2 protein-coding genes and 1 pseudogene are annotated in these 1,929 nt (G+C 70.0%); all 3 read left to right on the top strand.

Annotated features, from left to right (window positions below):
• Positions 1 to 185 precede the first annotated feature (185 nt).
• Positions 186 to 1,109 (top strand): AraC family transcriptional regulator, encoded by a 924-nt coding sequence (locus AB0J09_RS63655; protein WP_360714081.1) that lies wholly within the window; start codon positions 186 to 188, stop codon positions 1,107 to 1,109.
• 63 nt (positions 1,110 to 1,172) lie between these two features.
• Positions 1,173 to 1,388: pseudogene (locus tag AB0J09_RS63660) on the top strand (transposase); the annotation flags it as partial.
• 161 nt (positions 1,389 to 1,549) lie between these two features.
• The coding region (locus AB0J09_RS63665; protein ID WP_360714083.1) for a class I SAM-dependent methyltransferase at positions 1,550 to 1,929 on the top strand (380 nt) is incomplete at its 3' end.

Raw genomic sequence — 1,929 nt, forward strand, 5'->3', positions numbered from 1 at the left:
GACCCAGTGCGCCACAACCTCGCCGTTGCGGCCGGGACGGGTGCTGCCCAGGATGATGCCTACCTTCAGCATGTCAATGCTCCCTCAATCGGTTATGCGAACCACCGTAGGGAGACCTACTGAGATAGTGAATGCGCTGCTGTCCAACATTTATACGCCAGCGTCTCAGGCCATAGACTCAACGCATGGATGTGCTGAGCGACGTGGTGGCCTTCATGCGGTGCGGGCGCCCCACCTCCGCCCGCGTCTCCTGGCGGGCGCCCTGGGGCATTTCGTTCCGCGCGGCGCCTGGGTTCGCCGGTTTCCAGGTGGTGCTGCGCGGATCCTGCTGGCTCATCCCCCAGGATGGCGAGCCCGTTCCGCTGAGCGTGGGCGACCTGGCGTTCCTGCCGCACGGCGACTCGTTCGGGCTGGCCGACGATCCCGCGCGGCCGCTGGTCGAGTCGGACTGCGACCCGCATTCCGAGCTGTTCGCCTCGGCCGATTTCGGCGGCGCCGGGCCCGAGACGGTGACCCTGTCCTGCGGCTACCGGCTCGACCTCGACAGGACGCACCCGATCCTGGACTCGCTGCCCGGCGTGATTCACCTGCCCGCGACGCTCGGCAGCCACCCGGAGCTGCGGGCCGCAGTCGAGCTGCTGGCCGCCGAGATCGACACCCCCCGTCCCGGCACGGACACCGTCGTGTCGTCCCTGCTCGACATGTTGCAGCTGTACGTCCTGCGGGCCTACTTCGAGACTCAGGACGAGCCCTGCACGCTGTCCGGCTGGGCCGCCGCGCTGGCCGACCCCGGTATCGGCCGCGCGCTCGACGCCATCCACCGCGACCCGGCCCGCCGCTGGACGGTCGAGTCGCTCGGCGCCCACGCGGGCATGTCGCGCGCCGGCTTCGCCCGCCGCTTCACGGGGCTGGTCGGGCAGCCGCCGCTGGCGTACCTGACCTGGTGGCGGCTGATGAGCGGGGCGCGCATGCTGCGCGAGTCCGACGCGTCGGTGGCGGAGGTGGCCGAGCGAGTGGGGTACGGGTCGGAGTTCGCCTTCGGCAACGCCTTCAAGCGGGAGTTCGGCGTGGCGCCCGGCCGGTACCGCCGCCAAGTCGCGGTGGCCTAGAGGGCGTGTCTTCAATTGATCTTGAGTAGTGGATCATGGTCGCGCGGCATCGCCCACACCATTCCCGAGCGGGCCGACCAGAAGCGCAACCGGGCCCGCCGCGGCAGCCGAGGCGGACGCCCGCCCCGCTTCGACAAGCAGCTCTACAAGCAGCGCAACGTCGTGGAACGGTGCTTCAAGCGCCTCAAGCAGTGGCGTGGCATCGCGACCCGCTACGACAAGACCGCCGAGTCCTACCAAGCGGCCGTCACCCTTGTCTCGCTCCTGATGTGGGCGTGACATTGAAGACAACTCCTAAGCGGCCTGGCCGAGGTTCGCTTCGGTACGGCCGTGCCCGATAGGGGCGCCGGGATCAGCGGTGCACTTCGCCGCGCCCGCTTGGCGCCGTAACCCGAAAAAGCAGTGGCCGCGCGGGCTCGGGGCCACATACGTTCGCCTCCATGGTTGACGCGACTTTCGGGCATCCGCGCCTCGCCGCCATCTACGACCCACTCGATCCGGACCGCAGCGATCTCGACGCGTATCTCGCGATGGCGGAGGAGTTCGGCGCGCGGTCCGTGCTGGACATCGGGTGCGGTACGGGCGTGTTCGCGCTGCTGCTCGCCGAGCGAGGGATTACGGTCACCGGGATCGATCCCGCGCGGGCGTCCGTCGACGTCGCGCGTGGCAAGCCGGGCGCGGAGCGGGTGCGCTGGCTCGACGGCGACGCGGGGGACCTGCCGCCCATGCAGATCGACCTGGTGACGATGACCGGGAACGTCGCCCAGGCGATCGCCGATCCGCAGGCATGGCGTACGACGCTGCGCGGCGCGTACGAGGC

It is taken from the genome of Nonomuraea sp. NPDC049784 (assembly GCF_040659615.1).
Lineage (GTDB): Bacteria > Actinomycetota > Actinomycetes > Streptosporangiales > Streptosporangiaceae > Nonomuraea.

Coding starts and splice junctions, on each gene's coding strand:
- AB0J09_RS63655 (WP_360714081.1), top strand. CDS start 186: ATGGATGTGCTGAGCGACGTGGTGGCCTTCATGCGGTGCGGGCGCCCC.